Annotated in this window: 24 protein-coding genes; 16 read left to right on the forward strand and 8 right to left on the reverse strand. The window is 68.5% G+C overall.

Going from position 1 to position 25,924, the window contains the following annotated elements:
* Positions 1-58 precede the first annotated feature (58 nt).
* Together AB4070_RS11900 and AB4070_RS11905 are read left to right on the forward strand one after the other, a co-directional pair.
* Positions 59-1,027 carry a hypothetical protein gene (locus AB4070_RS11900; protein WP_441980274.1) on the forward strand — a complete coding sequence of 323 codons (969 nt, stop codon included), beginning with the start codon at positions 59-61 and terminating at the stop codon, positions 1,025-1,027.
* A gap of 10 nt (positions 1,028-1,037) precedes the next feature.
* Positions 1,038-2,117 carry a hypothetical protein gene (locus AB4070_RS11905; RefSeq protein ID WP_441980275.1) on the forward strand — a complete coding sequence of 360 codons (1,080 nt, stop codon included), beginning with the start codon at positions 1,038-1,040 and terminating at the stop codon, positions 2,115-2,117.
* Between the two features lie 267 nt (positions 2,118-2,384).
* Here the strand turns inward: AB4070_RS11905 and AB4070_RS11910 are convergent, their stop codons facing one another.
* Positions 2,385-3,002 carry a TetR/AcrR family transcriptional regulator gene (locus AB4070_RS11910; RefSeq protein ID WP_441980276.1) on the reverse strand — a complete coding sequence of 206 codons (618 nt, stop codon included), beginning with the start codon at positions 3,000-3,002 and terminating at the stop codon, positions 2,385-2,387.
* Positions 3,003-3,077: 75 nt separating this feature from the next.
* On the opposite strand from AB4070_RS11910, the gene AB4070_RS11915 reads away from it, so the two are divergent.
* Together AB4070_RS11915 and AB4070_RS11920 are read left to right on the forward strand one after the other, a co-directional pair.
* Positions 3,078-3,458: a DUF1761 family protein gene (locus tag AB4070_RS11915; protein ID WP_441980277.1), complete on the forward strand. Its 381-nt coding sequence runs from the start codon at positions 3,078-3,080 to the stop codon at positions 3,456-3,458.
* A gap of 17 nt (positions 3,459-3,475) precedes the next feature.
* Positions 3,476-3,757: a DUF1905 domain-containing protein gene (locus AB4070_RS11920; protein WP_441980278.1), complete on the forward strand. Its 282-nt coding sequence runs from the start codon at positions 3,476-3,478 to the stop codon at positions 3,755-3,757.
* A gap of 131 nt (positions 3,758-3,888) precedes the next feature.
* Here the strand turns inward: AB4070_RS11920 and AB4070_RS11925 are convergent, their stop codons facing one another.
* Together AB4070_RS11925 and AB4070_RS11930 are read right to left on the reverse strand one after the other, a co-directional pair.
* Complete coding sequence (locus AB4070_RS11925; RefSeq protein ID WP_441980279.1) at positions 3,889-4,644, reverse strand: GntR family transcriptional regulator; 756 nt, start codon at positions 4,642-4,644, stop codon at positions 3,889-3,891.
* 249 nt (positions 4,645-4,893) lie between these two features.
* The gene (locus tag AB4070_RS11930; RefSeq protein ID WP_441980280.1) at positions 4,894-6,270 is read right to left on the reverse strand and encodes a nucleotide disphospho-sugar-binding domain-containing protein; all 1,377 of its coding nucleotides are present in this window, start codon (positions 6,268-6,270) and stop codon (positions 4,894-4,896) included.
* Between the two features lie 64 nt (positions 6,271-6,334).
* On the opposite strand from AB4070_RS11930, the gene AB4070_RS11935 reads away from it, so the two are divergent.
* The 7 genes from AB4070_RS11935 (at position 6,335) to AB4070_RS11965 (ending at position 12,758) form a co-directional block, all read left to right on the forward strand.
* The gene (locus AB4070_RS11935) at positions 6,335-6,976 is read left to right on the forward strand and encodes a TetR/AcrR family transcriptional regulator (RefSeq protein ID WP_441980281.1); all 642 of its coding nucleotides are present in this window, start codon (positions 6,335-6,337) and stop codon (positions 6,974-6,976) included.
* A 143-nt stretch (positions 6,977-7,119) separates the two neighbouring features.
* Complete coding sequence (locus AB4070_RS11940) at positions 7,120-7,815, forward strand: DUF1684 domain-containing protein (protein ID WP_441980282.1); 696 nt, start codon at positions 7,120-7,122, stop codon at positions 7,813-7,815.
* A 28-nt stretch (positions 7,816-7,843) separates the two neighbouring features.
* Positions 7,844-9,340, forward strand: a complete 1,497-nt coding sequence (locus AB4070_RS11945; RefSeq protein ID WP_441980283.1) for an ABC transporter substrate-binding protein — start codon at positions 7,844-7,846, stop codon at positions 9,338-9,340.
* 52 nt (positions 9,341-9,392) lie between these two features.
* Positions 9,393-10,355, forward strand: a complete 963-nt coding sequence (locus AB4070_RS11950) for an ABC transporter permease (RefSeq protein ID WP_046748510.1) — start codon at positions 9,393-9,395, stop codon at positions 10,353-10,355.
* Positions 10,352-11,212 (forward strand): ABC transporter permease, encoded by an 861-nt coding sequence (locus tag AB4070_RS11955; RefSeq protein ID WP_441980284.1) that lies wholly within the window; start codon positions 10,352-10,354, stop codon positions 11,210-11,212. Before AB4070_RS11950 ends, AB4070_RS11955 begins: the two co-directional genes overlap by 4 nt.
* Positions 11,209-12,006 carry an ABC transporter ATP-binding protein gene (locus AB4070_RS11960; RefSeq protein ID WP_441980285.1) on the forward strand — a complete coding sequence of 266 codons (798 nt, stop codon included), beginning with the start codon at positions 11,209-11,211 and terminating at the stop codon, positions 12,004-12,006. The genes AB4070_RS11955 and AB4070_RS11960 overlap by 4 nt, the downstream gene beginning before the upstream one ends.
* Positions 12,003-12,758, forward strand: a complete 756-nt coding sequence (locus AB4070_RS11965) for an ABC transporter ATP-binding protein (RefSeq protein ID WP_441980286.1) — start codon at positions 12,003-12,005, stop codon at positions 12,756-12,758. Before AB4070_RS11960 ends, AB4070_RS11965 begins: the two co-directional genes overlap by 4 nt.
* 68 nt (positions 12,759-12,826) lie before the next feature.
* Here AB4070_RS11965 and AB4070_RS11970 read toward each other — a convergent pair whose 3' ends face one another.
* The 4 genes from AB4070_RS11970 to AB4070_RS11985 all read right to left on the reverse strand — a co-directional run bounded on the left by AB4070_RS11970 (position 12,827) and on the right by AB4070_RS11985 (position 16,891).
* Complete coding sequence (locus tag AB4070_RS11970) at positions 12,827-13,183, reverse strand: DUF779 domain-containing protein (protein ID WP_441980287.1); 357 nt, start codon at positions 13,181-13,183, stop codon at positions 12,827-12,829.
* A 60-nt stretch (positions 13,184-13,243) separates the two neighbouring features.
* Positions 13,244-14,809 carry an acetaldehyde dehydrogenase ExaC gene (gene exaC / locus AB4070_RS11975; RefSeq protein ID WP_441980288.1) on the reverse strand — a complete coding sequence of 522 codons (1,566 nt, stop codon included), beginning with the start codon at positions 14,807-14,809 and terminating at the stop codon, positions 13,244-13,246.
* Positions 14,810-14,919: 110 nt separating this feature from the next.
* On the reverse strand, positions 14,920-16,248 hold the full coding sequence (locus tag AB4070_RS11980) for a GAF domain-containing protein (RefSeq protein ID WP_441980289.1): 1,329 nt from the start codon (positions 16,246-16,248) through the stop codon (positions 14,920-14,922).
* Positions 16,249-16,324: 76 nt separating this feature from the next.
* A complete protein-coding gene (locus AB4070_RS11985) occupies positions 16,325-16,891 on the reverse strand; it encodes a TetR/AcrR family transcriptional regulator (protein ID WP_441980290.1) in 567 nt (188 codons plus the stop codon).
* A gap of 70 nt (positions 16,892-16,961) precedes the next feature.
* On the opposite strand from AB4070_RS11985, the gene AB4070_RS11990 reads away from it, so the two are divergent.
* The 5 genes from AB4070_RS11990 (at position 16,962) to treZ (ending at position 24,322) form a co-directional block, all read left to right on the forward strand.
* Positions 16,962-17,534 carry a dihydrofolate reductase family protein gene (locus tag AB4070_RS11990; protein WP_441980291.1) on the forward strand — a complete coding sequence of 191 codons (573 nt, stop codon included), beginning with the start codon at positions 16,962-16,964 and terminating at the stop codon, positions 17,532-17,534.
* 135 nt (positions 17,535-17,669) lie between these two features.
* Positions 17,670-17,972 carry a hypothetical protein gene (locus tag AB4070_RS11995; RefSeq protein ID WP_441980292.1) on the forward strand — a complete coding sequence of 101 codons (303 nt, stop codon included), beginning with the start codon at positions 17,670-17,672 and terminating at the stop codon, positions 17,970-17,972.
* A complete protein-coding gene (gene glgX / locus AB4070_RS12000; RefSeq protein ID WP_441980293.1) occupies positions 17,969-20,143 on the forward strand; it encodes a glycogen debranching protein GlgX in 2,175 nt (724 codons plus the stop codon). Before AB4070_RS11995 ends, glgX begins: the two co-directional genes overlap by 4 nt.
* On the forward strand, positions 20,140-22,488 hold the full coding sequence (gene treY / locus AB4070_RS12005) for a malto-oligosyltrehalose synthase (RefSeq protein ID WP_441980294.1): 2,349 nt from the start codon (positions 20,140-20,142) through the stop codon (positions 22,486-22,488). The genes glgX and treY overlap by 4 nt, the downstream gene beginning before the upstream one ends.
* A gap of 82 nt (positions 22,489-22,570) precedes the next feature.
* On the forward strand, positions 22,571-24,322 hold the full coding sequence (treZ, locus tag AB4070_RS12010) for a malto-oligosyltrehalose trehalohydrolase (protein ID WP_441980295.1): 1,752 nt from the start codon (positions 22,571-22,573) through the stop codon (positions 24,320-24,322).
* Between the two features lie 52 nt (positions 24,323-24,374).
* Here the strand turns inward: treZ and AB4070_RS12015 are convergent, their stop codons facing one another.
* Positions 24,375-25,802, reverse strand: a complete 1,428-nt coding sequence (locus AB4070_RS12015; protein ID WP_441980296.1) for a CCA tRNA nucleotidyltransferase — start codon at positions 25,800-25,802, stop codon at positions 24,375-24,377.
* Positions 25,803-25,924 lie beyond the last annotated feature (122 nt).

Raw genomic sequence — 25,924 nt, forward strand, 5'->3', positions numbered from 1 at the left:
ACCCGCGTGACGCGACTCCTACCGTAGTGGGCAGCAGCGCGGCAGGTAGCGTGGTGGCATGGAGTGGATGTCCGATCCCTCGGCGGGGTCATGGCTGCGTGAGCGGCTCGATGCGGGTTACGAGACCATGCACGGCGTGGTACCTCGCGGGTATCCGGCATATGCGCGCATCTTCCATCCCGCCATCGTCAGATCGCTGCCCGGACGAGCGGTTCCGACGGCCGAAGAGCTGGTGCGCATGCCCGAGTCGGAGCAGCACGCGCTCATGGCCGAGTTCGTCGACGAGCAGGTCTCGTGGGCGGAGACGGCAGCGGCGTTCGGCACGGTTCTGCATCCGCTCGCACAGTGGCAGCGACTGGTGCGCACCCCGCCCGAGAGCGACTGGCGCACGAGGATGGCCCCCGACGGTCGCGAGTTCTCCGCCCCGATGGAGGGCGAGCTGGAGCCCGCGCACCTGGCAGCCGTCGCCGCGCACCTGGTGGACCACACGCAGACCCCTGACTCCGGTTTCGCCGCGCTGTGGGAGGGACGAGGGGGACTGCTCGGTTTCTTCGGGATCACCCCCTCGCGATCCTTCCTGACGTTCTCGGACGACCCGAACCATCAGGCGATGCTCGACCGCAGCGCACGCGACCCGTTCAACAACGTCTTCCGCAGGCCCACCTGGCAGGAGGGCATCCTGTCGAAAGAGATCTCCGAAGGCCCGAGGTTCGAGCTGCCGGGCCGCGACCACGTGCTGTTCTCCGCACCCCCTCGCGCTTTCGCCGATCCGGAGTGGGTGCTGCAGGTGCCGTGGCGTGATCGCCCCGCCGAGGAGCACGGGTTCCGGCCCTCGGCGCAGAGCCCGAGTCTGCTCTGGCCCGAGGACCGCTCCTGGGTCATGGTCAGCGAGGTCGACTTCGACTCCACGATCGTCGCCGGCTCCCCCGCGCTGATCGAGGCGCTCTGCGCGGACGAACAGCTGGAAGCCCTCCCCCTCTCGGAAGGCGCCGACCTCACCTGGGGCGCCGACACGGTGAACAGCTGAGCGCCCGCCGATGAGCTTCGACGCCCGCCCTCTCACCGACCCCGTCGATCCCGCGAAGGTGCGTGCCTTCGCGGCCGAGCTGCGTTCCCGGCCGACCGGCGGCCCCTCGGCATCCACGATCATCGGGATCGTCGCCGTCGCGATCGCCGCGGTCGTCCTGATCCCGACCCTCGTCGGCGTGGTGCTGAGCCTCGCGTCGTTCGGCGAGTCTCCCGGAGCAGCGGCGATCCCCCTCGTGCTGATCGCGCTGCTCCTGGCCGCGGTCGGCGTGATGATCTGGATGAGCGTCCGCAACGCGCGGGTGCGGCGGTACCGAATGCACGGATTCGCCCAGGCGAACGGCATGACCTACGAGCCGAAGGTCGCCGACCCGCCCCTGCCCGGCATGATCTTCCAGCTGGGGCGCGCACGACAGGCGACCGATCTGATCAGGGGCACCAGGCCGCGTTTCGTCGAGTTCGGCAACTACCAGTACACGGTGCAGTCGGGAAAGAACTCCACGACCTATCGCTGGGGGTACGTGGCCGTGAAGCTCGATGTGCCGCTGCCCAACATCGTGCTCGATGCCAAGGGCAACAACGGATTCGGATCGAATCTGCCGGCGTCGTTCCAGAAGAGCCAACGGCTGTCGCTCGAAGGCGACTTCGATCAGCACTTCACGCTCTACTGCCCCCGCGGCTACGAACGCGATGCGCTGTACCTGTTCACGCCCGACATCATGGCGCGTTTCATCGACAACGCCGCAGCGCTCGACGTGGAGATCGTTGACGACTGGCTGTTCCTGTACACCCAGCGCAAAGTCTCGACCCTCGACCCCGCCACCTGGGCCTGGTTGTTCGGCACCGTCGGAGCATTGCTGACGAAGTTCGATCAGTGGGCGCGGTGGCGCGACGAACGCCTCATCGCCGAGACAGCGGCCTCGGCACTGCCGCCGACGCCCGCGCTCCCGTTCGCCCCTCCCGCAGGCATGCTCACCCCACCACCGGGGGTCGCACGACAGGGCCGTCGCCTCAAGCGGGGAGGGACGTGGGTGCCCGTCATCGTCCTGGTCGCGATCGTCGGGTTCTGGATCCTGAGCCGGATGAACTGAGCCGGATGAACTGAGCCGATGGAGCCGGGAGACGCCGGAGCGGCGGTGGCGGAGAGCCCGAGTGTGGGGGTGGGTGCCGGCTGGGGACCGAACTCCCACCCCATCCCCCCTCGGGATCGAAAAGAGATCCACTCTCCCTCCGCATGACGGCTGAGCCGCCCCGCCCACGGTCAGCTGGGGACTGACGCTGCTGGGCGTATGCCCAAATGGTATACCGGCAGAGGTTGCAATATGTTGCGCTTCGGCCTCGACGCACCCGGGTCCGAGCTAGCGACGACCGTAGGCGGTCAAGAACAGGTCGACCGCCCTGGTCACCGGCTGCGCGGTGTTCTCCCCACCGAGAAGCCCGGCGTTCAGCGGCGCACCGACGACCAGCCAGGTGAAATCACTCGCGAGGGCCTTCGCATCGTCGACGACCAGTCCGTGCGTATCGGAGATTTCGGTCATCACCTCAGCGAGATTGCGGATGTTGCTGTCCCAGCTCTGCGCGAGGTAATCTCGCGCGACTTCGGGATGGGCGGGGGCCTCAGCCACCACGAGGCGACGCATCGCCATGACGGGAGCGCTCAGCATTCCGGCACGCATGGTCTCACCGAGCGCAACAAGTCCCGCCCGGATGTCGGGGTTCGCCTTCAGCGCATCGAGAGCGGGTCGCATGGCATCTCGCCCGGCGAGCGCCCACTGTCGCACAACCGCCGCGTACAGAGCGGACTTCGAGTCGTGCTCCCGGTACAGCGATGCCTTCGAGATCCGCGCTCGCCTCGCCACCTCGTCCATGGATGCTCCGGCGTATCCGAATTCGAGGAAGACATCGCGGGCGGTGTCGAGCAGAGCATCGCCGGTGAGACCGGCGGGGCGCCCTGGGGTTCGAGGCGTCGTAGTCACAACTCAAAGTTTAGTACTTGACAGTTCCGTGCCCCGGATCTACCTTGAGTACTAGTAAGTACTAAAGGAGCAGACATGATCGTTCTGGCCGTAGCCCTCGCCACGCTGGCATCGTTCATCGCGAGCGCCGCGCTGTACGCCCTACCCCCGGTCTCGGCCGTGATCTCGAGGACGAGCACACCCCGAAAGGGCCTTCCGGTCATCGCGCAGATGGCATCCGTCGCGCTCCGCAGCCTCATCGCCTCGTGCCTCCTGGCCGGCCTGATGCTCGCGGCGGGGTGGCACGGCATCGGCACCGGGGCCCTCCTCGGGCTGGCTTTGAGCGCGCTCCCCCTCACCCTGCTCATGGGCGGTGTCGTGCACGAGGGCACCGCCCCCTCCGCGGCGGGCATCCACCTGCTCGATTGGATCCTCAAACTCGTCATCATCGGGGCGATCGTCGGATCGTTCCTCTGATCCAGAAGGAGACTGCCATGCCCACGCCCCTCGATATCACGTTCACAGCCACCCTCGGAAAGGTGCGCGAAGGCGATACCTGGACCTGCGTGCAACTCGATGACTCGGCGACGATCTTCGGCACGCGCGGACTCGTGAAGGTCGCGGGTTCGGTCGACGGCGAGCCCTTCCGGGGTGCCTTCATGGCGCTCGGCGACGGGACGCACAAGCTCCCGATCGCGGCCGCGATCCGCAAACGCATCGGCAAGAGCGACGGCGACGAGGTGACGGTGCATCTCACCGAGCGACTCAACGGGTGAGGTCTCGTCCGTCCGCTCTCCCGTCCTGCGTGACGGAGACCATCGTGGGCGATGCCCCGCGCTTCTCATTCGAGTCATTCGAGCGCGCCCGGCACCGCAGCCGGATTGTGTTGCGCCTCAGCTCAGAACGATCACTCGTGCTCATCGGGACGCTTCTCCGCGCAGAACTTGATCCGATCAAGCCCGTTCTGAAGGTGGGCTCGCATATACGCGGCGGCAGCCTCCGCATCGCCGTCCCGAACCGCGAAAGCGATCTCCCGGTGCTCCTCCCATGACTGCTCCCACGCCGTCCGTTCGAGATGCACGGGGCCTACGTGGATGGAGGCGAGCGCATCGGACAGGTATCTCACCACGAGCGGGTTGCCCGTGGCCGCCGCGACCGTCCGGTGGAAACTCCGGTTTCGCCGCAGCGGCTCCGGGGCGCCACGCGGTGAGCGTCGCCTGTCGTCCAGAGACCTTTCGCAGACCTCCAAGAGCTCTTTCGAGTGCGACGACGGTGCCCGTCGCGCTGCGAGCGCCGCTGCAGCAGGCTCGACGATCTGCCGGTACGTGTAGACGTTCAGCACATTGTCCTGATCGATGAGCCAGGTCGTCGTGAAACCACGGTTCGGAGTCGCGGTGACGAAGCCTTCCCGCTGCAGTCGATTGAGCGCGTGTCGCACCGGGCTCGTCGACACGTGGAGTTCACGCGCGACCAGTTCGATGTTCACCCGTGCACCGGGAGGCAGTTGGCCCCCGAGAAGCGCGTTCCTGAGGGCATGGTACGTCTGGAGGTTCAGCGACTCGCTGCGCCGGTCCTGTGGCATCGATATTCTCACCGCCGCGACGCACCCGTGACCGTGGTCGGCCGCATCCACGCTCCCCTCGTCTGACACTTTCGCGTCCACAGTATTGAGGGTTGAACGGCTTCGGCCCCACTTTGGAGCGGGATCGTGGCACCGAACACATGTCCATCGGCGTTTTGTCGGATTCGCCACCTATCGCCCCGAATCCGACACAGATTCGCCTTCAGCTTTTTCGAGCCCTCAGCGCCCGCGAAGAATTGAGGCGGTGAACGATGCACCGGGCGGTGGGCCCGGCTTGACTGGGGCTTCAAGAAGACATCGTGACGCACGGGAGGAACTGATGCGGCCGCGTCAGTGTGCGGACCGGCCATCGGGCCCGATCCCCGATGGCCGGTCACCAGCCCGGGATGATCGTCGGGCAGATGCCAGAGGCTTCGGGTGGGGCCAGCGTCCCACGACATCCTCCAGCGCTCCGTCGAGAGCGCCCCACGTGTCCGCTTCCCGCATCGCGGCGCCGATCCGCTCGGCGTTCTCGCGGAACGATGGCTTCGACAGCACGAGATCGACGGCTTGCGCGACCTTCGATGGAGTAGCCGTGCTCGTGCGCAGGTTCACGCCGGCACCGGACCACCCCACGCGTGCGCAGACCTCGACCTTGTCTTCGGTCTGACCGGCGACGATGAGCGGGATCCCGTGCGCGAGTGCCTGCTGGACGCCGCCATAGCCGCCGTTGGTGACGAGCACATCGACCAGAGGCAGCAGGCGGTCATAGGGCAGGTATTCGGCGATGTGGACATTGGCCGGCACGTCTCCCACCAATGCGTCGACAGGACGACCACCGGTCGAGACCACGACGAGGGCCTCCGATGCGGCGAGCGCGGTGATCGTCGGCTGCACGAGCTGTGCGAAGTCGGAGTTGGCGATGGTGCCCTGGGTGACGTGTACGACGGGCCGTGAGCCGTCGAGGTCGGACCACCAGGACGGCAGCGTCGGGTCGGAAGCGGCGGGCGGGAGGGGGCCGGCGAAGCGAACGGTGGGCGCGAGGTCGATGCGTGGATACTCGAACTCCGGCACGGTGAACTGCACGTAGGCGTCAGCGCTGCCTGCCCAGTCGAGGACGAAGCCGTCGAGCGGGCGTCCGACCTCGTGCCGCGCCATCGCGTCAGCCTCCTTCTGAACGCCGCCGAAGATCACCCGCTCCGCGATTATGCGCAGGGCCGCGTTGCGCACCCACCCGATCGGGCCGGACAGTGGAGTGACCCCGAGACCGAACGGCGCGACATCCCGACTGCGGGCTCCGAGAGGGAAGATGCCGAGCACCACGACGGGCGGCCGCTCTTTCGGGGGCAGCAACTGCAGCAGTGCCGCACCGATGAAGAGCGGCTCCGTGAGGATCGCATCGACGGGATGTGCGTCGAGCTCTGCACGGACCGCGGCGAGCTGGGCGGCACCGGGGCGCACGAACAGCGTGCTCATGTCGAAGCGCAGTGCTGCGGGACCGGTGAGCCCGACCCTGTCGGGGAATGCGCCGTCGGCGTCGTCCAGGTCCACGTCGGCCTCGGCCGGCAGCGGGACGAAACGCGCTCCCGAATCTTCGACGCGCTCGGCGTAGCGCCGACTCGTGAGGAACCTCACGTCGTGCCCGAGCGAGAGGAGGTGACGAGCGATCTGCAGCAACGGCACGACATGGCCGTGTGCGGGCGTGCACGTGATGAGGTAGCTGGACATGGCGGTGTCTTTCCCTAGAATTGAATGTACCGCTGAAGTATTCATCACCCTGTGAGGAAAGTCAATGACTGAGGCCGCTCCCCGCGCCTACAGATCCGAGCTGCGCGCGCGCCAAGCTCAGGAGACACGTGCGCGCATCGTCGCCGCGGCCGCCCACCTGTTCGCCACCCAGGGCTATCAGGCGACGACGATCGCGGCGATCGCCCGCGAAGCCGGAGTCTCTGCAGAGACGGTGAAGACGACGGCATCGAAGGCCGAGCTGCTGATCGCCGCATTCGAGGTGACCTTCTCCGGATCTGAAGCCGCAGAATCCCTCGCCGACACCGAGGTCGCCGCGGGAGTGCTCGACCTGCCCGACGACGTCTTCTTGGATGCCGTGCTGACTCAGATCACGACGGCGAACGAGCGGGGCCACGGGCTGTGGACGGTGCTTCTCGGCGCCGCACTGTCCGACCCCGTGGTCGAGGATGCGCTCCGGCGGATCCTCGAACACCGGAGCAGGGACTATCGGCTGCTGGTGACGGAACTGCGGCGGCGCGGCGTCGCCTCACCCGGCATCGACGAACCGGCCACCGCCGAGGTGCTGTCGTTCCTGCTCTCCCCGGAGAGCTACCAGCAGTTCGTCGCGCAATCGGGCTGGGAACGCGATCGCTACGCGGCGTGGTTGCGCGCGGCGGTGCTCGCCGAGGTCACCACCGTGGAGTGAAGCTGCGGGAGGCCCACCTTCCGTGCCCGTCCGGCACGGTCACGACACCATCTCGTCGTCGTTCTCTCCCGGATCCACACCCGCGTTACCCCGAGTGACGAGCTCGACCCCGCCGCGTTCTGCATGCAAGAGAATTGAAAGTGATGTCTGAACGCGAAGATCACACCCACTGGCAGGCCGAGCGCCGCGCCGCCGTCACGTCCGCGACCGGCAACCTCGCCCTGATCGAGACCCGGTGGACCGGCGAACGCCCAGATGTGGAGGCGGAACAGCGCGCCGCGGCCGACACCGTGACCGTGACCCCGATCGAGCGCACGAACATCGAGACCGGTGAAGCCGAGCACGGACTGCGCGTCTGGGACGCCGACTCCCGCGCCATTCGCGCCTTCGACCGCATCGACACCTACGAGTACGACCCGGCGTGGGTGCTCGAAGGGCACTTCACCCCCGTGGCGGGCGACCGCCGGGTGTCGTTCGAGCACATCCGCGACAACGGCGGCACGCGCGACCTGGTCGTCCCCGGCGACATCCGCCTCGAGCTCGACGGCCACGAGTACACCCTCGCCGCCTTCGACGACGGCGGCACGCTGCTGCTCGTGTTCGGCGACCAGACGAACGGATCGGAGACCTACGGATCCGGGCGCTTCCTGTTCGTCGAGCTGCGTGACGACGAGGGCTCCGTCGTCCTCGACTTCAACCGTGCGTTCGTGCCGCCCTGCGGCTTCAGCGCGCAGTACAACTGCCCGCTCCCGCCGGCGTCCAACCGCTTCCCCCTGCCTATCCGAGCAGGCGAGAAGAACGTCGTGTTCCGCGACGGCTTCGACATCTACGCGGCGTGACGCCGCACCCGCTCACCCTGGAGTACTCATGAGAAGAACCCGCATCCTCGGCGCGCTCGGCGCCGTCGCCACTCTCGCCCTCGTGGCGGGCTGCGCGTCCGGCGCGAACGACGACGCGACTGCGAGCGAAGACGCCACGATCGTCATCGGCTCGCTGTACGAGCCCACCAACCTCAGCAACACCCAGGGCGGCGGCCAGGGCGTGACCGAAGCGCTGACCGGAAACGTCTACGAAGGCCTCTACCGGCTGACCGACGACGGCGAGGTCGAGCCGCTTCTCGCCGAGGACGCCCAGGTGTCCGACGACGGCCTGACGTACACGATCACCCTGCGCGACGACGTGACGTTCCACTCCGGAGACCCGCTCACCTCCGCCGACGTGAAGTCCAGCATCGAGGCCGTCACCGCCGAGGACTCCGTCTCCGCCCGCAAGTCGAGCTTCAAGACGATCGCCGACATCGCGACCCCCGATGACAAGACCGTGGTGTTCACGCTCTCGCAGCGGTCGATCTCCTTCCTCTACAACCTCAGCTACGTGTGGATCGTGAACGACGAGGCAGGCGATATCACGAGCACCGAAGACGGCACCGGCCCCTACACGCTCGACGAGTGGAAGAAGGGCTCGACCCTCACCCTCGAGCGCTGGGACGACTACTGGGGCGATCCGGCCAAGAACGCCGAGGTCGTCTACACGTACTTCACGGACGCGACGGCGGAGAACAACGCGCTCCTCACCGGGGAGATCGACGTCATCACGAGCGTGCAGAACCCCGACTCGCTCACCCAGTTCGACTCCGACGACTACGTCGTGAGCGAGGGCACCTCGACAACGAAGGAGCTGCTCGCCTTCAACGACCGCGTCGCCCCCTTCGACAACACGCTCGTGCGCAAGGCCATCTACTCCGCGATCGACACGAAGAAGCTCCTCGAGTCGATCTGGGGTGACTACGGCACACTGATCGGCTCGATGGTGCCGCCCACCGACCCCTGGTACGAGGACCTCACGAAGGTCAACCCGTACGACGTCGACCTCTCGAAGAAGCTCCTCGCCGAGGCGGGCTACGCCGACGGGTTCACCTTCACCCTCGACACCCCGAGTTACGACCCGCACCCCGCCGTGGCCGAGTTCCTGCAGTCGCAGCTCGCCGAGGTCGGCATCACCGTCGAGATCAACACGATCAGCGCCGACGAGTGGTACACGAAGGTCTTCAAGGAGCAGGACTTCCAGGCGACGCTGCAGGAGCACGTGAACGACCGCGATGTGGTCTGGTACGGCAACCCCGACTTCTACTGGGGCTACAACGACGCCGATGTGCAGAAGTGGGTCGCCGAGGCCGAGCAGGCAGCGACGACCGACGAGCAGACCGCCCTTCTGAAGCAGGTCAACGAGAAGATCGCCGCGGATGCCGCGAGCGTATGGTTGTACCTGTACCCGCAGATCGTGGTCGCCTCCAGCGACCTCAGCGGCTACCCCGTCAACGGCCTGAACTCGCAGTTCTTCGCCTACGACATCGTCAAGTCCTGACGTGCGTGGGGGATGCCGCGCGTCGGCATCCCCCACGTCATCCTGAGAAGCCATGCTCGCCTATCTGCTGCGCCGCCTCGCGTTCCTCGCGATCTCGCTCGTCGTCGCGATGATCGCGATCTTCGTGTTGCTGCGCCTGCTCCCCGGTGACCCCGCGAATGCCCTGCTCTCGGTCAATGCGACCCCCGAACAGATCGCGGCCGCCCGAGCCCAGGTCGGCTCCGACCAGCCGCTGCTCCAGCAGTTCACGACGTGGGCGGGCCAGCTGCTGCGCTTCGATCTCGGCGAGTCCTTCCTCAGCTCACGCCCGGTCGGCCCGGACATCGCGGACCGCCTTGCCGTGACCCTTCCGCTCACGCTCATCGCCTTCGCGATCGCACTGCTCGTCTCGCTCGTGATCGGCATCACCGCCGCGGTGAAGTCCGACCGCTGGTACGGCATCGTGCTGTCGGGGTTCGCGCAGCTCGGCGTCGCGGTTCCGGTGTTCTGGGTCGGAGTGGTGCTGGTCTGGGTGTTCGCGCTCGGTCTGGGCGTGCTGCCGTCCGGCGGCTTCCCCCGCAAGGACTGGGAGGACCCGGCCGACGCGCTGCGCTCGCTCGCACTGCCGGTGATCACGATCGTGATCGTCATGAGCGCCTCCCTCAGCCGCTACGTCCGCTCGGCCACACTCGACGTGCTCGGCAGCGACTACCTCCGCACCGCCCGCGCCGGAGGTTCGGGCATGGGAGAGGCGCTCCTGCGTCACGGTGTGCGCAACGGCGCGGTGCCGGTCGTCGCGGTGCTCGGCATCGAACTGTCGACCACCCTGCTCGGCGCGGTCGTCGTCGAGAGCGTCTTCACCCTGCCCGGGCTCGGCAGCCTGCTGCTGTCGGCCATCGAACAGCACGACTTCCAGGTGATCCAGGGCGTGCTCGTGGTCAGCACTCTCTTCGTGCTGTTGGTCGGGTTCGCCGCTGACATCCTGCAGCGTCTGATCGATCCGCGCCTGCGCACGAGCGTCTCGGGGAACCGATGAGCCGCGTCGCCGAACAGCTGGTCACCGCATCCGTACCCGCGCGGCGGCGTCCGAAGGCGACCCTTCTGATCGGGATCGTGCTGACGGGCCTCATCGTGCTGATCGCTCTGGTGTCGCTGTTCTGGCTGCCCTATCCGCTCGCCGACACCAGCGGCGGCCGCCTCGAAGGGCCCAGCGCCCTGCACCTGCTCGGCACCGACCGACTCGGACGCGATCTGTTCTCGCAGCTGATGTGGGGCGCGCGCATCGCGCTCATCGTCGGGACCTGCTCCGTCGCGATCGCGGCGATCCTCGGCACGATGGTCGGCCTCGTCGCCGCGTTCGCCCGCCCCTGGGTCGACGACACACTCTCGGCCGGACTCGACGTCGTGATCGCCTTTCCCGTGCTGCTGCTGGCGATGCTGGTCGTCGCCGTGCAGGGCGCGTCGCTGTGGTCGGCGGTGCTCGCGATCGGTCTCGCGATGTCGGCGGTCGTGGCCCGTCTCACCCGCATCCTGGCGCGCCGCGTGCTGCAGGAGCAGTACATCACCGCCGCGCGCACGAGCGGCACCGGCGTGCTCGGCATCGTGTTCCAGCACGTGCTGCCGAACATCGCCCCCACCCTCGCCGTGAGCCTGGCGCTGCAGTTCGGCGCGGCTGTGCTGGCCGAGGCGAGCCTGTCGTACCTGGGCCTCGGCGCACCGCCGCCCAACGCCTCGTGGGGACGGATGCTGCAGGAAGCGCAGGGCACCGTCCTCGTCGCCCCGGTGGGTGCCATCGCTCCCGGTATCGCGATCATCGCGCTGGTGCTCGGTGTGAACTTCCTCGCCGACGGTCTGCGCGACCTCGCCGACCCGACCCGTCGGAGGAGCCGATGAGCATTCTCGACGTGGCAGGCCTCACGGTCCGCTCTGCCTCCGGGCCGCTGGTGCGCGATGTCTCGTTCTCCCTCGGGGCGGGTGAGCGCCTGGGGCTGATCGGCGAGTCCGGCTCGGGCAAGTCTCTGACCTCGCTCGCGGTGACCGGCCTGCTCCCTGACGCCCTCAGCGCATCGGGCTCGGTGCTGCTCGACGGGCACCAGGTCGTCGGCGCCCGGGATGCGGAGCTGCGTCCGCTGCGCGGTCCCGTTGCTCAGATCGTGTTCCAGGAGCCTCTCACCGCGCTCGATCCGCTGATGCGGGTCGGGCGTCAGATCGCGGAGCCCCTGCGACGCCATCTCGGGCTGCGCGGCTCCGCGCTCACGGAGGCCGTCGCCGCAGCGCTCGACGAGGTCGCCCTGACCGACACCCGCATCGCGCGCGCCTACCCGCACGAGCTCTCCGGCGGTCAGCGTCAGCGTGTGGCGATCGCCATCGCCCTGGCCGCGCGCCCGCAGCTGCTCATCGCCGACGAGCCGACCACCGCGCTGGATGTGACCGTGCAGGACGGCGTGCTCGCGCTGCTCGAGCGCCTGGTCGACGAACGCGGCATGGCGCTGCTGTTCATCAGCCATGACCTTGCCGTCGTCTCGCGCATGGTCGATCGGATCGTCGTGCTGCGCGACGGGCTCGTGGTCGAAACAGGTACGGTCGCGCAGGTGCTGCACGAGCCGGCCGAGCCGTACACGCGGATGCTGGTGGACAGCGCCCGTGCGCTGGACGCGTTCCTCGACGCCGAGGAGGGTGGACGATGACGCTCCTCGAACTGCACGGTGCCGGCTTCGCCTACGGATCACGTCGTGTGCTCGACGACGTCTCTGTGAGCATCGATGAAGGCGACTCGCTCGGCCTGGTCGGTGAGTCCGGAGCGGGCAAGTCGACGGTCCTGCGACTGCTGCTCGGTCTCGCCATCCCGCTCGGTGGGCAGGTGCTGTTCGAGGGCGCCGTCCTGAACCTGCGCGACCGTGCCCAGATGCGTCGCTTCCGCGCGAGTGTGCAGCCGGTCTTCCAGGATCCGTATTCGTCTCTCGACCCCCGCCAACGCATCGACCGCATCGTCGGCGAACCGCTCCGGTCGCTGGGGCTGGCGTCCGGCACCGATGCACAGCGCCGCATCGCTGAGTCCCTCGAGGCAGTCGGGCTTCCTGCCGACACCGCACGCCGATACCCGCACGAGTTCTCCGGTGGACAGCGTCAGCGCATCGCGATCGCACGTGCCGTCGTCTCCCGCCCCCGGGTACTGCTCGCCGACGAACCGGTCAGCGCGCTCGATGTGACCACTCGCGTGCAGGTGCTCGAGCTGCTCGATCGCCTGCGCCGCGAGAACGGCCTCTCGCTCGTGATGGTGTCGCACGACCTCACCGCGATCGCCTCGGCCTGCGACCGGACGGTGGTGCTGAAGGACGGCCGTGTGGTGGAGCAGGGCGCCACGGCCACTGTGCTGCACGCCCCGCAGGGCCCCTACACGCGAGCACTCGTCGACGCGGTTCCCCGGCTGCCGCGCTGAACGCCGCTCCCGTCGCGATATTCCAGCTAGATTCGCCGATTCGGCTGTCATATCGCGACCGGAGCAGGTCAGAGCATCCGGGAGCGGATGAGGAACCGCATGCCGGTCGGGCCCTCGACGCTGAAACCGGCACCGCGGCCTGCGACGACATCGATGGTCAGGTGGGTGTACTTCCAGTACTCGAACTGCGATTCCGACATGTACACCTCGACGGGGTGCTCCAGGCCGACGTCGAGCGCCCCGAGCAGCACATCACTGGGTCCGGTGATGAACATGCCGATCGGGTAGCACATGGGTGATGAGCCGTCGCAGCAGCCGCCGGACTGGTGGAACGTGAGGGGTCCATGCTGCGTGGCGAGGTCGCGCACGAGCGATGCCGCCGCTTCCGTCACGGCCACGCGTTCCACAGTCTCTTCGCCGATCACGGTTCATTCCCTTCAGAGAATATGTCCGGGCGGACGCTCGTGCGCCCGCCCGGAGGCGACTCAGAAGAAGCCCATCGGGCCTTCGGCGTACGAGACGAGGAGGTTCTTCGTCTGCTGGTAGTGGTCGAGCATCATCTTGTGGTTCTCCCGTCCGACGCCGGACTGCTTGTACCCGCCGAACGCCGCATGCGCGGGGTACTGGTGATACGTGTTGGTCCAGACGCGTCCGGCCTCGATCGCCCGTCCTGCGCGGTAGGCCGTGTCGCCGCTGCGGCTCCACACCCCGGCGCCGAGTCCATACAGGGTGTCGTTCGCGATCGAGATCGCATCGTCGAAGCCGTCGAACGAGGTGACCGACAGCACGGGCCCGAAGATCTCCTCCTGGAAGATGCGCATGTCGTTCGTGCCCTCGAACACGGTCGGAGCCACGTAAAATCCGTCGCTCAGATCGCCTCCGAGGTCGACGCGCTCGCCACCGGTCAGCAGCCGCGCACCGCCCTGCTTCCCGATGTCGATGTAGCTGAGGATCTTCTCCAGCTGGTCGTTCGACGCCTGAGCTCCGATCATGGTGGCGGGGTCGAGCGGGTTGCCCTGCACGACCTTGCCCACCCGCTCCAGGCCGTCGGCGAGGAAGCCGTCGTAGATCGAGCGCTGGATGAGTGCGCGAGACGGGCAGGTGCAGACCTCGCCCTGGTTGAGCGCGAACATCGTGAACCCCTCGAGCGCCTTGTCGTAGAAGGGGTCGTCGGTCGAGCGGGCGACGTCTTCGAAGAACACGTTCGGGCTCTTGCCTCCGAGTTCGAGCGTCACCGGGATGAGGTTCTGCGAGGCGTACTGCATGATCAGGCGCCCGGTCGTGGTCTCTCCGGTGAAGGCGACCTTGCGGATGCGCTTGTGCTGCGCGAGCGGAGCACCCGCCTCGATGCCGAATCCGTTGACGATGTTGACGACGCCGGCGGGCAGCAGGTCGCCGATGATGTCGAACAGGAACAGCAGCGAGGCCGGGGTCTGCTCGGCCGGCTTGATCACCACGCAGTTGCCTGCGGCGAGCGCGGGCGCCAGCTTCCAGACCGCCATCAGGATCGGGAAGTTCCACGGGATGATCTGCCCGACCACGCCGAGCGGCTCGTGGAAGTGGTACGCCACGGTGTTCTCGTCGAGCTGGCTGATGCCGCCCTCCTGAGCGCGCAGCACACCGGCGAAGTACCGGAAGTGATCGACCGCGAGGGGGATATCGGCGGCGAGGGTCTCCCGCACGGGCTTGCCGTTCTCCCACGTCTCGGCGACTGCGATCTCCTCGAGGTGCTGCTCGATGCGGTCGGCGATGCGGTTGAGGACGACGGATCGCTCGGCGGGGCTCGTCTTGCCCCAGCCGGCGAACGCCTGCCAGGCGACCTCGACCGCCCGGTCGATGTCTTCGCCGGTGCCGCGCCCGACCTCGGTGAAGGGCTTGCCGTTGACGGGGCTGACGTTCTCGAAGTACTGGCCTTTCACGGGTGCGACGAACTCGCCGCCGATGTAGTGGCCGTAGCGCGGCCGGTAGTTCGCGACGGCTCCGGGCTGTCCGGGGGCGGCGTAGGCGGTGGAGGATGGGGCGACGGACACGTCTTCTTCGACGATGGTCATGGGGGTCTCCTTCGACGGGTGCGCCGCGCGTCGGTGCTGCGGCTCTTCCCTGAAGCTAGGTCGACAGACGTTGCGCCCCGATGCGCAACGTTGCGACCGGTTGCGGAGGCTCAGGCCTCGAGGCGCTCGATCCGTGCGACCAGTCCCGCGCGCTTCGGCGACCGGGCGGGCAGCATCTCCAGCGCGAGGCGGAGAGCTTCGGCGTCACCCTGCCCCTCGGGGATCTCCGCATAGGAGAGCAGCACGTCGAGACTCGCCTCGGACAGCATGGCCTCCCGCAGCGCCGCACGCACCGACTCGCGGAACTCCTCCACACCCGGCGACGTCGACTCGGGCAGCACCGGTCCTCGGTAGGCGGTGAGCGCCACTCTGTGGGCACCCCGGTCCAGCAGCGACAGGACGTCGTGCGCATCCGTGTCGAGCGTGACGGGCAGGCGGTACGGTCGCGACTCGGGTACGAGGTCGGGAGCCGTGCGCTCGAGCACCTTCCGCAGGCGCACCATCTCGGGTCGGAGCGTGTCGGGCGAGACGCCCGGTCCGTACACGAGCTCGCACAGGCGCTCGGCCGAGAGCCCCTGTCGATGCACGCCGAGCATCAGCAGGATCGCGGCATGACGGGCGCTGAGCTCGATCACGGACTCGTCGTGGTCCGACTCCGTCTCCAACCGGGCCCGATCGCGTCCGAGCACGTGGAGTGTCGCCCGCGCGGTGGCCGGCACACGGGATTTCGCCGCGACCGCGCGGGGTCGGTGCGTCTCACTGCGCGCCCGCAGACGCGCCACCATCAGCTCCGACTCCACAGCGCGGGCCGTCGCATCCACGAGCAGCCGTGCCTGCAGCGAGACGACCTCTGCCCCTCCGGTGATGTCGATGACCCCGAGCACGCGCTGCGTCTCCGGGTCGCGGACGGGAGCCGCGGTGCACGACCAGGGATGGACGAGACGGTTGTAGTGCTCCGCGCCGCGGATCTGCACCGACTGCCCGAGGACCAGAGCGGTTCCGGGTGCGCTCGTGCCGACGGCATCCTCCGACCAGTTGGCTCCCGCGACGAATCCCATGTCGTCGGTGAGCGACTGCAGCTGCCTGTCGCCCTCGATCCACAGCAGACGGCCGGCCTGGTCGCCGACGGCGATGACGACGCCCGCATCCTGGGCCTCGCCCGGCAACAGGAGCGCACGGATCATGTCCATGACGGAGGCGAGCGGATGCGCCAACCGATAGGCGTCCAGCTCGTCGCTCACGAGATCGAGCGGAGGAGCGCCCTCGGGGCCGACGCGACTGCGCCACGCCCGCTCCCACGACTCCCGGACGAGCGGCCGCACCTCCTGCAGACGCCGGTCCTCGAGGTTCCCGGCGAGCAGCTCCTCATGCGCACGCTCGATGAGAAGTCGCGATGTCGGGGGAAGCGACTCGCGGGATACCTGCCACGGCGCAGACACAGCGGTCTCCGATCGTCGAGAGCGTGCGTTGCCTCAGTGTACGAGCAGCGCGCCCCCGAGGGAACACCCCGCCGGGTCAGCGGATGAGCCCGGCGACCAGGTCGTCGATGACATCGTCGGTGGAGGTTTCCTGATCGATGGGCGTCGTGAGCCTGTCGAGCAGGAGTCCATCGATCGCGTAGTGGAACAGGGCGATCTCACGGCGTCCTCCCGGGAGTCCCGCCGCGGTGTTGAAAGCCACGTCGGCGTCGAAGCCGGCGCGCTGCCACGCACCGAGGACGGCGGCGACCTCGGGCCGCCGACCGCCCTCGAGCCGCAGCTCGAACAGCGCGAGCGTCACGTCCCGATCATCGGTCAGGCGCCGCACGATGTCGCGGAGGTAGTCGGCGAAGAGCGCGGGTCCCGGCTCGGCCTTCGCGCGGCGTTCGAGATCATCGGCGCTCGGTGCGAGACGCTCCCCGATCCGCTCGACCAGTCCTTCGATCAAGGCGTCCCTGCTGCGGAAGTAGTTCGACGTCGTGCCGATCGGGACCTGAGCGGCGACGTCGACGGCTCGGTGCGTGAGCCCCCGTGATCCTTCTCGTGCGAGCACGGCGAGTCCCGCATCCGCGATGGTCCGTCGTCGCGAGTCGTTCTTCACCATGGAAGGAACCCTAGCGCAATCACTACGCCTGTTGTACTGTAACCGCTACAGATGTAGTGATTGGAGAACCATGCGAGAGCTCGTGTACTACGCCGCCGTCAGCCTCGACGGGTACATCGCCGGTCCGAACGGCGAGTTCGACGCGTTCCTCATCGAGGGCGACCACATGGACGGCATCAATGCCCGCTTCGCCGACACGCTGCCGACCGTCGCCGCCGAAGCCCTCGGGGTTCCGCAGCGGCGCGACATGTTCGACACCGTCCTCATGGGGTGGAACACCTACGCCGTGGGCGGGCTGTCGAGTCCCTATCGACACCTCCGTCAGATCGTGTTCAGCGGCACCAGGACAGCGGACGGCGAGAACCTCGAAGTGACCGCGGAGCACCCCGTGTCGGTCGTGCGACGCCTGAAGCAGGAAGAGGGAGCAGCGATCTGGCTGTGCGGCGGCGGCGCACTCGCGGCAACCCTGGCAGACGAGGTCGATCGACTCGTGCTGAAGCGGCAGCCGCTGCTCTTCGGGTCGGGCATCCCGCTCTTCCGTGAGCGCTCCTATCGTCCCGAGCGGTTCGATGCGGTGCAGACCGTCGCCTACGAATCGGGCGTCGTCGTCACGGAACTGCAACGCCGCCCCCACGAGAGCTGATCTGCGGACGGAACCTGACGCCAGGACGGTGAGGAGGGCGACGCTCCATACCTCCTCCTCGCCGCCCTGGCAACGGTGTTCCCGAACGAGGACGTGGTTCGTAGCGTGGGAGCACCCCACGAGTCAGGAGACGCCATGAACGTCCGAACCCCCACCCCCACTGGCTCTGCCCGCCACGCCTCCGCGCACCCCGTCGACACCCCGGCTCACCGGCCCGCCGTCGAAGCCGTGTGCGAGCGCGTCGGCTTCGACCGGTACGTCGTCAGCCACGACCGTCCCGTCGGCTACATCGACGTCGTGCCACCGCTCTTCGTCTGCTATCTGGGCCACCCGTATCCCCGCTCGGTGGAGGTCGCGCAGGTCTACGATTTCGAGCGTGCAGTGAGTATCGTCGATGCCATGGCAGTCGGCACCCGCAACCACACCGTCGCCGGATGAGCGGCGAGATCTGGCCTGGAACCGCATATCCGCTCGGGGCGACCTTCGACGGTCAGGGGACGAACTTCGCCCTGTTCAGCGAAGGCGCTGAACGCGTCGAGCTGTGCCTGTTCGATGAGGACGGCACCGAGACCCGGGTGCCCCTCACCGAGGTGGACGCGTTCGTCTGGCACGGCTACCTCCCCACGGTTCAGCCGGGGCAGTTGTACGGCTACCGTGTGCACGGACCGTACGACCCCGCCCAGGGGCAGCGGTTCAACGCGAACAAGCTGCTGCTCGACCCGTACGCCAAGGCCGTCGCCGGGCGGATGGACTGGGGCCAGCCCCTCTTCGGCTACGACTTCGGCGACCCCGACTCGCGCAACGACGACGATTCCGCGGCCGCGATGGTCAAGAGCGTCGTGGTCAATCCCTTCTTCGAATGGGCGGGCGATCGACCACTGAAGACCCCGTATGCCGAGACCGTGATCTACGAGGCGCACGTGAAGGGCCTCACCCAGCGGCACCCCGACATCCCCGAGGAGCTCCGAGGCACCTATGCCGGCATCGCCCACCCCGCCGTGGTCGAGCACCTCCAGCGCCTCGGCATCACGGCGCTGGAGCTCATGCCCGTGCACCAGTTCGTCGACGACTCCGTGCTCGAGGAGAAAGGGCTGTCGAACTACTGGGGCTACAACACCCTGGGGTTCTTCGCCCCGCACAACGCCTACTCCGCGACGGGCGAGCACGGCCAGCAGGTGCAGGAGTTCCGGGCGATGGTGCGCACCCTGCACGAAGCCGGGATCGAGGTCATCCTCGACGTCGTCTACAACCACACCGCTGAGGGCAACCACCTCGGCCCGACGCTCTCGATGCGCGGTATCGACAACGAGGCGTACTACCGACTCGAAGAGGACAAGCGCTACTACACGGACTACACCGGCACGGGCAACAGCCTGAACGCGGGCAACCCGCATGCCCTGCAGCTGCTCATGGATTCGCTGCGCTACTGGGTGACCGAGATGCACGTCGACGGGTTCCGCTTCGACCTCGCGGCGACCCTCGCCCGCGAGTTCTACGACGTCGACCGACTCGCCGCGTTCTTCGAGCTCGTGCAGCAGGATCCGATCGTCTCGCAGGTGAAGCTCATCGCCGAGCCGTGGGACATCGGCCCCGGCGGCTATCAGGTGGGCAACTTCCCGCCGCAGTGGACCGAGTGGAACGGCAAGTACCGCGACACCGTGCGCGACTTCTGGCGCGGTGAGCCGCAGGCACTCGGCGAGTTCGCCTCCCGCCTCACCGGGTCCGCCGACCTGTACGAGCACTCCGGCCGACGACCCGTCGCCTCGATCAACTTCGTCACCGCGCACGACGGCTTCACCCTGCGCGACCTCGTCTCGTACAACGAGAAGCACAACGAGGCGAACGGCGAGGACAACAACGACGGCGAATCCCACAACCGCTCCGACAACATGGGTGCGGAGGGACCGACCGACGACATCGACATCAACCGGCGCCGCGCGCGTCAGCAGCGGAACTTCCTCGCCACGCTGCTCCTCTCGCAGGGCGTGCCGATGATCTCCCACGGCGACGAGCTCGGCCGCACGCAGCACGGCAACAACAACGGCTACGCGCAGGACAACGAGCTCACCTGGATCGACTGGGAGGCGGCCGACCTGCCCCTCGTCGAGTTCACCGCCGCCGTGGCCCGACTCCGCCGCGAGCATCCCACCTTCCGCCGCAGCCGCTTCTTCGACGGTCGTCCCGGCCGCTCCGACGACGACCGCATCCCCGACGTGGTCTGGCTTCGGCCCGATGGCCGACCGATGGCACCGGAGGACTGGGATTCCGGATTCGGCCGCTCGGTGGGCATGTTCCTCAACGGACAGGGCATCCGCGAGAAGGATTCGCGAGGGCGTCCCGTCACCGACGTGAACTTCCTCGTCTACTTCAACAGCGGAGACGAGCCGATCGACCTCGTCATCCCCGACGAGCGGCACGGTGCGCACTGGCGGATCGTCGTCGACACCGCAGGCGAGCTGGCCGCGGACCGCGCGTTGGCGCCAGGAGAGGGTGTGCCTCTGGACGGAAGAGCGACACTCGTGCTGCAGGAGGTCGACGGAGTGCCGGAAGCCTCCGACGACTCGGTCGACGCCTCCCTCCGCGCCCAGAGCGGGCAGGCGGCGTCGTGACCCTGCGTCCGCTCTCCACCTACCGATTGCAGATCACCGCCGACTTCCCCCTCGACTCCGCGGCAGGGGTGACCGACTACCTCGCCGACCTCGGCGTCTCCTGGGCATACCTCTCCCCCGTGCTCGCGGCGGTCAGCGGCTCGAACCACGGATACGACGTCGTCGACCACGGGCGCGTCGACCCGGAGCGCGGAGGCAAGGAAGGACTCGAGCGCTTCGCCGCCGCCGCGCGGGCCGCAGGGCTCGGGATCCTCGCCGACATCGTGCCCAACCACATGGGAGTCGGCGCCCCACGCCAGAACGCCTGGTGGTGGGAGGTGCTGCGCCTGGGGAGGGAGACCCGTCTCGCGGCGGCCTTCGACATCGACTGGGCGGCCGGCGGTGGGCGTCTGATCCTGCCGATCCTGGGCTCCTCGCCGGAAGAGGCGATCACCGAGCGCGCCTTCACCGTCGACACGACCCCGGCGCCCGACGCGCCAGACGGGGTGCTGACGTACTTCGAGCACGTGCTGCCTCTCGCCCCCGGCACCGCGCAGCTGGCCGACGACCTTCCCGCACTGCTCGCCGCCCAGCACTACGACCTGCGCTACTGGGAAGAGCAGAACACCGACCTCAACTACCGACGGTTCTTCGCCGTCTCCGAGCTCGCCGGCCTCCGAGTCGAGCTGCCGGACGTGTTCGCGGAGTCCCATCGGGAGATCATCCGATGGATCCGCAGCGGGCTCGCCGACGGACTGCGCGTCGATCACCCCGACGGTCTCGTCGATCCGACCGGATATCTGGAGCGCTTGGCGGATGCGACGGGACGGGCGTACACACTGGTCGAGAAGATCCTCGAACCGGGCGAAGCCCTGCCCGCGTGGTGGCGCACCGACGGAACGACCGGATACGACGCTCTCGCCGACATCGATCGGCTCTTCGTCGACCGGGCGGGAGTCGATGCGCTCGACGCACTCGACGAGAGACTGCGTGCGGAGACCGGACTCCCGGCCGCCCCCGCGTGGCCGGACCTGATCCACGACACCAAGCGCATGATCGCCGACGGGCTGCTGCAGGCGGAGGTGCGCCGGCTCGTGCGCACGCTCCCCCACGGGATCGTGCACGCCGATGACGCTCTGGCAGAGCTCGTGGCATGCTTCCCGGTGTATCGCTCGTACCTCCCCGAGGGGCGCGAGCATCTGCGCGCCGCGTTCACCGAGGCCCGTCGACGCCGCCCCGACCTCTCCGCCGCCTTCGCCGAGCTCGAACCACTGCTGTCCGACCCGCACCTCGAGGTCGCGCAGCGCTTCCCCCAGGTGACCGGAGCCGTGATGGCGAAGGGCGTCGAGGACACCGCGTTCTACCGCTTGACCCGACTGGGGACGCTCACCGAGGTGGGCGCCGACCCCGCGATCCCCGCCGTGACCGTCGACGACTTCCATCGGCGGCAGAACGCCAGGCTCGGCGCCTGGCCCCACTCGATGACCACGCTGTCGACGCACGACACGAAGCGCTCGGAGGATGTGCGCGCCCGGCTGTCGGTCCTCTCCGAGATCCCCGAGCGCTGGGCCGAGGTGCTGGGTGAACTCCGCACCATCGCGACCAGCGGCCACGGTCCGCTGGATGCCCTGCTCTGGCAGGCGGCGGTCGGTGCGTGGCCCCTCTCCTCCGAGCGGTTCCTCGCCTATGCGACCAAGGCGGCACGCGAGGCGGCAGAGGCCACGACCTGGCAGCACCCGGATGCGCGGTTCGAGGAGGGCCTCGCGACGATCGCGCAGACGCTCGAGGGCAAAGCCGCGCCGATCCTGGAAGGCTTCGTGGACGAGATCCTGGCGGCCGGCCGCTCCAACTCGCTCTCCGCGAAGCTGCTGCAGCTCACCGCGCCCGGCGTCCCCGACGTGTATCAGGGCACGGAGCTGTGGGACCTCTCCCTCGTCGACCCCGACAACCGCCGCCCCGTCGACTTCGAGCTGCGGAGGCGGATGCTCGCGGAGCTCGACGCGGACGTCGCGCGGGGCATCCTCCCCGCCGTCGACGACTCTGCGCGGGCGAAGCTGCTCGTCACGTCGCGAGCTCTGCGCGCCCGTCGAGACAACCCCGAGCTGTTCCGGTTCTACCGTCCCGCTGTCGTCGAGGGCGCGGCGGCCGACCACGCCGTCGCGGCTCATCGCGGAGGGATCACCTCCGTTGCCACTCGTCTTCCGATGGGGCTGGCGCGCCGCGGCGGATGGGGCGACACTGTCATGATGCGTCCCGACATCCCCGCAACCGACCTGCTGACCGGCCGGCGCATCGGAGCGGGGCCGGTCCGGCTGGCCGAGCTGCTGGACACCTATCCGGTGGCTCTGCTCGAGCTCGCCCGATGAACTCCGTGTGCTCGACGTCGGCACGACGTCGGTGAGGGCAGGACGTCGATGACGGCGAGGTATCGATGACGGCGGGGTATCGATGATCGAGGTCTGGGCACCGAAGGCGAGGAGGGTGCGGCTGAGACGGGCCTCTCGACACGGCAGCACGACGCAGACCGATCTCGATCCGGCGTCAGGCGGATGGTGGCGCGCCGCCGCCGAGCTGGAGGCCGGCGAGCGCTACGGGTTCCTCCTCGACGACGATCCCGAGCTGCGGCCGGATCCGCGTTCTCGCCGACAGCCCGACGGTGTGCACGGGCCCTCGGCGGCGTTCGACATCGGTGATTTCGCCTGGACCGATGCGGGATGGGCGGGACGGCAGCTCGCCGGAGGCCTGGTCTACGAGCTGCACCTCGGCACGTTCACGCCGGAGGGGACGCTCGACGCCGCGATCACGCGGCTGCCTCACCTGGTGGACCTGGGGGTGACGCACGTCGAGCTGCTTCCGGTCAACGCCTTCAACGGACGCTGGAACTGGGGCTACGACGGCGTGCTCTGGTACGCGGTGCACGAGGCGTACGGGGGCCCTGCCGCGTACCAGCGGTTCGTGGATGCCGCGCACGCGCACGGGCTCGCCGTGGTGCAGGACGTGGTCTACAACCACCTCGGCCCGAGCGGCAACTACCTCCCCCTGTTCGGTCCCTACCTGCGCGAGGGCGAGAGCACGGCGTGGGGCGACTCGGTCAACCTCGACGAACCGGCCGTGCGCGACTACATCATCGACAACGCCCTGATGTGGTTGCAGGACTTCCATGTCGACGGGCTGCGTCTCGACGCCGTGCACGCTCTGCACGATCAGAGCCCTGTGCACATCCTCCGCGAACTCGCCGAACGCGTCGACGCGCTGTCGGTGCATCTCGATCGTCCGCTCGCCCTGATCGCCGAGTCCGACCTCAACGATCCGACGCTCATCCTGCCCCGTGAGGCCGGTGGCTACGGCCTGACCGCGCAGTGGTCAGACGACTGGCACCACGCCGTCCATGTGGCCCTCACGGGTGAGACCGGCGGCTACTACGCCGACTTCGCCGCGGAGAATGCCCTGGCGAAGGTGACCGAGCACGGGTTCTTCCATGACGGCACGTTCTCCTCGTTCCGCGGACGCCCCCACGGCACGCCGATTCCCCCCGACGTGCCGACCTGGCGACTCGTGACCTTCGCGCAGGACCACGATCAGGTGGGAAACCGCGCGGCAGGCGACCGCCTCTCCGCCACCCTCTCTCCGGATCGCCTGGCCGTCGCTGCGGTCCTGACCCTCACCGCCCCCGGCACTCCGATGCTCTTCATGGGCGAGGAGTGGGGCGCGTCCACCCCCTGGCAGTTCTTCACCTCGCACCCCGAACCCGAGCTGGGCCGCGCCGTCGCCGAGGGGCGGACCGCCGAGTTCGCCCGGATGGGATGGGACCCGGATGCGGTGCCCGATCCGCAGGAACCCGACACGTTCGCCCGCTCCCACCTCGATTGGAGCGAGCTCGACGATCCGGAGCACGCCCGGATGCTCGCCCTGTACCGCGACCTCGTGATGCTGCGGAGAGAGTGGCCCGCCCTCACCGACCCCGACTCCACGCACACCGCGGTGGAGGTTCGAGAGACCGACGGCACGCCCGAACGGCGGGTCTACCGCATCGACCGCGGAGACCTCTCCGTGGTCGTCAACCTCACATCGACGTCGCAGGCGTTCGACGTGGGAGCCCGAACCAGGGTGCTGCTGTCCACGTCGGGGTTCCGTCGGGACGACTCGCTCGTGACGCTGCCGTCTGACAGTGCGGCGATCGTGACCTCGCCCCTGGTCTGAGCCACCACAGTGCGGCTACCGAGGGCGGTCACCATGCAGCCACCGTGCGCGGTCAGTCGCGCGCAGCCCACCACTCGCGCAAGCGCTGCTCGGCGACATCCGCACCGAGCACACCCTCGTCCAGGCGCAGGTCGAGAAGGAACCGATAGGCCTCGCCGACCTCGCGCCCCGGTGCGATCCCAAGCACCTGCTGTATGCGGTTGCCATCGAGCTCCGGACGGATGGCGTCGAGCTCCTCCTGATCGCGGAGCGCGGCGATGCGTGACTCGATGTCGTCGTAGGCGCTCGCGAGACGGCCGGCCTTGCGCTTGTTCCGCGTGGTCACATCGGCACGGGTGAGGATGTGCAGGCGTTCGAGCAGGTCGCCGGCATCGCGCACGTAGCGGCGCACGGCGGCGTCCGTCCACGCCCCCTCGGCGTAGCCGAAGAAGCGCAGGTGCAGCTCGATCAGCGTGGCGACGGCGTTCGTGGTCTCGGTGTCGAAACGCAGCGCCTGCAGCCGCTTGCGCGCCATGCGCGAACCCACGACGTCATGGTGGTGGAACGTGACGACGCCCCCGGCCTCGAGCTTGCGCGTGCGCGGCTTGCCGATGTCGTGCAGCAGCGCGGCGATGCGCAGCGGCACATCCGGTGCGGCTCCGGGATGACGGGAGTGTTCGAGCTCGATGGCCTGGGCGAGCACGGTCAGCGAGTGCTCGTAGACATCCTTGTGGTGGTGGTGCTCGTCGACTTCGAGGCGCAGCTCGGTGACCTCGGGGAGGAACTCGTCGATCAGCCCGGTGTCCACCAGCACGCGGATCCCGCGCACCGGGTCGTCGGTCTGCATGAGGCGCACCAGCTCGGACTGGATGCGCTCGGGGCTGACGATCTTCAGCGTCTCGCGCAGCTCGGTGATCGCCGCGGCCGTGGCCTCCTCGACCTGGAAGCCGAGCTGGGCGCTGAAGCGAGCGGCCCGCAGCATCCGGAGCGGGTCGTCGCCGAACGACACCCGAGGATCCGCCGGGGTGCGCAGGACGCCGGCGATGAGGTCTTCCACCCCGCCGGTCGGGTCGACGAGCTTCACGGACGGCACCTGCAGCGCCATCGAGTTGACGGTGAAGTCGCGGCGCACGAGGTCGCCGTCGATGGTGTCGCCGAACTCCACGGTGGGCTTGCGGGTCACACCGTCGTAGCTGTCCGCGCGATAGGTCGTGATCTCGACCTGTTCACGCTGCACGCGTGCGCCGATCGTGCCGAACGCGCGACCGATGTCCCACTGCGCGGTCGAGATGGGCGTGACGATGGCCAGGATCTCGTCGGGGGACGCGTTCGTCGTGAAATCGAGGTCGTGCGTGTCGCGGCCGAGCAGGGCATCACGCACCGGGCCGCCGACGACCGCGAGGTCGAAGCCCGCCTCCTCGAACGCCGTCGCCAGGGTGCGGACGACCGGATTCTCGGCGAGCGCACCGAGACGAGCGAGGCCGTCAGCCATGTTGAGCATGGGTTCCAGCGTACCGGGGCGAGCCGTCCGCGCCGGGGCGTCTCCTCTTCTGCGAACTCTTCTGCGAAAACCCAGACCATCCGTCCGCGCGCCGGCGCGCCGCCCCTCGACACGCCGCTCCG

Origin of the sequence: Microbacterium sp. 2RAF4 (assembly GCF_052115285.1) — a bacterium.
In the GTDB taxonomy this organism is placed as follows: domain Bacteria; phylum Actinomycetota; class Actinomycetes; order Actinomycetales; family Microbacteriaceae; genus Microbacterium; species Microbacterium oxydans.